We start from the raw sequence: 4139 nt of genomic DNA, 5'->3' as shown, positions 1-4139 counted from the left end.
TGGTTTTTACCTGTTTCTCCTCGCACTAATTCTCATTAGTGCAATTATTCTGGCTCTTCTTTTCATTGTTCCTGCCATTCAAGGTGAAACATTGGATTTTTACGGACTCATGCTCCTGATTATTGAGTTCCTGCTCCTGCTTCTGATTATTCTCATTCCGGTATGGATTCTTGCAAGACTCACAGCCGATTTTGTGGTACCTGTGATGATAGTTGATGAATGCGGTATTGTTCCCGGCTGGAGACGAATGATTACCATATTCTCTGGAAGATGGATCGAGGCTGTGATTTACACTGCAGGTAAGATCATCCTGATATTTTTGTCCGGGGCCGTTCTGGGGATCATACTTTTTCTTCTAAGTATCCCTATGGGAATACCTGCTATGATCATATCAGCCGGAACCGGAGTCCCCCAGGTCATGGATCCAACCGGTATCGTGTTCCTGGGTCTGGGAGCAGCGGTACTATTTCTTCTTTCACTCGTCCTACTGGTCCCTGTTATCACGTTTTTCAGGTATTATTCTCTGGCATTTCTCCGGGATCTCGATCCTGCATATAATCTTCTCCCCGGTTCGATCCCCTGAAGATGGTGATATTACCACAAAATCTTCATACCGTCCCTGCTAATGTGTAATCATCGACCGATTTGCAGATCTGGTTATCATATGGAGAAAATAGGATGAATTTCCGCTCAATATGCATCTTGCTCGCCATCATTGGCACCGTAAGCATTCTGGTGGGAGGGGCATGTGCTGAAGCAACCTCACCGCTCTCTGGAGATCAGAGTTTTAATAATACTATTAACTCCATGAACAGTTCTGAACTGCAAACTAGTAATGCATCAGAATATACGAACCTCTCTGTATCACGTTCCAATGAGACGTCGGAGATGGGTTTAGAACCGGCTGGTAATGAATCGAATACAACCGGTATTGCAGAGAGTTCAGGGTTGATTGCTATACCTGAAGGTGATATGAGTTCTCAAATATACAGCGGCACCGAACATCCGAATGAAGCGACAGATGTACAGAGTTCAACTCCAAGCGGCGATCCACTTCTCAATTCATATGCCCTGGGTGGCGTGAGTATCGATATTGGTGCTCACATCATGGAGGCTCGGGGAAATGATTCGAATGTCTCTGCTGAACTGATTCTGAAAGATCATACAAGTGCGAACGGGTATATGAAAACTATTCAGAAAGACTTCCATTATGAAAGTAAGGTGGATACTCCTGAAGATATCTGACCTTTCTGCTTTTAATTAACGTAAGAATTATCTGCTTTTGCTCTCTTATATCCTCACGATGAAAAGGGATGAGTTGTTTTCTGCCGACGAACCCATATCCGGGAAGGATATGGAACTGAAGGATCCCTCATATTATATCAACCGTGAACTATCCTGGATTCAGTTTAACCGGCATGTTCTTGATGAAGCAAAAGATCCTACTCATCCCTTACTTGAGCGGGTCAAATTTCTAGCCATCTTTTCAAATAACCTTGACGAATTTTTCATGATCCGGGTATCCGGGCTGCACCGGCAACTCGATGAGGGGGTGCTCAAGGCTCCTCCTGACGGGTTCACCCCGGCCAGACTTCTTGATAAGATATATGAGGATCTCTTTCCGCTCCTTGAAGAACAGAGCACTATCTGGCATGATGAGATCATACCAGCCCTTAAAGAGAATGGTATAGTCATCCATACGTATGAGACGCTTGATGAACGACAGAAACGAGCCCTCAGGGAATACTTCATCAAAGAGATCTTCCCGGTTCTCACCCCGCTAGCCTTTGACAAATCTCATCCGTTTCCATTCATCTCTAACCTGGCACTCAATCTTGCGATCCTTGTCAGAGAACGGGGGAGGGAAGAGGATCTCTTTGCACGGATAAAAATTCCAAACAAGCTCTTCCCCCGGCTTCTCAAGATTCCTGATGCTGACGATGGGACAAAGATTCCTATAGGCGTTGAACTTGTCTTTTTAGAAGATGTTATCTCTGCAAATCTCGATCTCCTCTTCCCAGGGCTTGAAGTCAGAGCGTCTTATCCGTTCAGGGTAACCCGTGATGCTGATATCGAGATTGAAGAAGACGAAGCTGACGATCTCATGACTGCCGTTGAAGAGTCAGTTGGCAGACGATGGGTAGGGGTTCCGGTGCGAGTGGAGGTTTCATCCTGGATGGACCAGGTTGTCTGTGGCATGATGGGTGAAAAACTGGTGAAGTATCCACATATGTTCTACCGGATTGCCGGGCCAATCGGTATGGCTGATCTGATGTGTATGCTTGATCTCGATCGTCCCGATCTGAAGGATGCTCCGTTTGTTCCGAGTATTCCCAAGATTCTGGAGAATGAAAAAGGGATCTTTAATACTATCAAATCCCGTGACATCATGCTTTTTCATCCGTATGAGAGTTTTCAACCGGTGATCAACTTCCTGCATCAGGCAGCGGTGGACCCTGATGTACTGGCGATAAAAATGACCCTGTATCGGACCGGTAACCGTTCACCGATTGTGCGTGCACTCCTTGATGCGAGGGAGATGGGAAAAGCGGTTTCAGTAGTGGTTGAACTCAAGGCACGGTTTGATGAGGAGAATAATATCGGCTGGGCTAAGGCACTTGAACACGCCGGTGTCCATGTGGTATTTGGTATCATGGGCCTGAAAGTCCACTCAAAACTCTGTCTGGTGGTCAGGCGTGAGCGGGACGGCATCGTCAGGTATGTTCACATGAGTTCGGGCAACTATAATGCTTCAACAGCCCGGATATACACCGATATCGGACTTTTCACCGCAAACCCCGAGATAGCTTCTGATGTATCAAATCTTTTCAATTCATTAACCGGCTATTCACGATATATGGCGTATAATCACCTGCTGGTCTCGCCAAAATATATCCGTCGTGGTATTATCTCACTCATTGACCGGGAGATTAAGCGTCATCAGGAGTACGAGGATGGACACATCATCTTGAAGCTGAATGCTCTTCAGGACGAAGAGATGATTCGTGCACTGTACAAGGCTTCGATTGCAGGAGTAAAGATTGATCTCCAGATCCGGGGCATCTGTTGTTTAAGGCCGGGACTCAAAGGAGTCTCTGAAAATATCTCAATCAGCACGATTGTCGGAAGATTCCTTGAACATTCACGCATCTACTACTTCCATAATGGTGGTGATGAGATTGTTCTGATGGGCAGTTCTGATCTGATGCCACGAAACCTGAATCGTCGTGTTGAGGTTCTGTACCCGGTCCTGGATCAAAATATCAAAATTGAAATAATCTCAAAAATTCTCCCAATCCATATGCGGGACACCATGAAAGCACGTGATTTAAACTCAGAAGGGTTGTATCATCCGAGGTTCCCACAGGAAGGGGAAGAACCACTGAATGCACAGGACTGGTTCCTCAGGTACCGGGGTATCTGGAATCAGGGCCTGCCTGATGACCAGGAGGATTTGAATATTGGACGCAATGGAATCTGAATTCTGCAAGTTACAATCCCGCTACGTTTTTCCCCCCGAATTGACAGAAATCTTCCGGTTTTCGTATCTGGATATGTCCGGGGGAATCTGAGTTGGTACGCGTGCTGGGAGTTGACCCCGGGTATGCAACGGTAGGGTACGGGGTGATCTCTGATGATATGCATATTCCAGATGCAGATGAATGGGGTTGTGTGAAGACCAGCAAGACTGACGGTGATGCACCGGTCCGGCTGGGAAAAATATACCAGGGAATTGAATTACTGATTGATCGATTTCATCCTGATAGTATGGCAATTGAGCGATTGTTCTTTGCACGAAATACTACCAGTGCTTTACAAGTGAGTGAAGCTCGCGGGGTTATTCTTCTGGCTGCTGTTCATCATAATATTCCGGTAACCGAGTATACACCAAATCAGGTGAAGGTTGCTGTCACCGGTTCCGGATCTGCTGACAAGAAACAGATGCAGGAGATGATAACCCGTCTGCTTCGGCTCCCTGAAATTCCCAGGCCTGATGACGCTGCAGACGGACTTTCACTAGCACTCTGTCATCTCAACTGTACACGGGGCCGTCGATGATAGCCCGTCTCCGTGGTCCGGTTGTTGAGGCAGGAGATGATTATGTGATCATCGAGGCTGCAGGAGTGGGTTACCGGATC

At 46.6% G+C, this 4139-nt stretch carries 4 protein-coding genes and 1 pseudogene; all 5 read left to right on the top strand.

Annotated features, from left to right (window positions below):
* Nucleotides 1-583: pseudogene (locus tag LUQ50_RS11365) on the top strand (hypothetical protein); the annotation flags it as partial.
* A 95-nt stretch (nt 584-678) separates the two neighbouring features.
* The gene (locus tag LUQ50_RS11360; protein ID WP_300039950.1) at nt 679-1245 is read left to right on the top strand and encodes a hypothetical protein; all 567 of its coding nucleotides are present in this window, start codon (nt 679-681) and stop codon (nt 1243-1245) included.
* 109 nt (nt 1246-1354) lie between these two features.
* Nucleotides 1355-3481, top strand: coding sequence for a polyphosphate kinase 1 (gene ppk1, locus LUQ50_RS11355; protein ID WP_300039949.1), 2127 nt, complete (start codon nt 1355-1357; stop codon nt 3479-3481).
* Nucleotides 3482-3582: 101 nt separating this feature from the next.
* Nucleotides 3583-4059, top strand: coding sequence for a crossover junction endodeoxyribonuclease RuvC (gene ruvC / locus LUQ50_RS11350; RefSeq protein ID WP_367278999.1), 477 nt, complete (start codon nt 3583-3585; stop codon nt 4057-4059).
* Nucleotides 4056-4139 (top strand): OB-fold domain-containing protein (locus LUQ50_RS15990; protein ID WP_367278998.1); only part of this gene is annotated, 84 nt, incomplete at its 3' end. The genes ruvC and LUQ50_RS15990, both read left to right, overlap by 4 nt.

Source organism: Methanospirillum sp., from assembly GCF_028679455.1.
Classification (GTDB): Archaea; Halobacteriota; Methanomicrobia; order Methanomicrobiales; family Methanospirillaceae; genus Methanospirillum.
The sequence above is the reverse complement of the archived record's forward strand: the minus strand, read 5'-3'. Positions and strand labels throughout refer to the sequence as shown.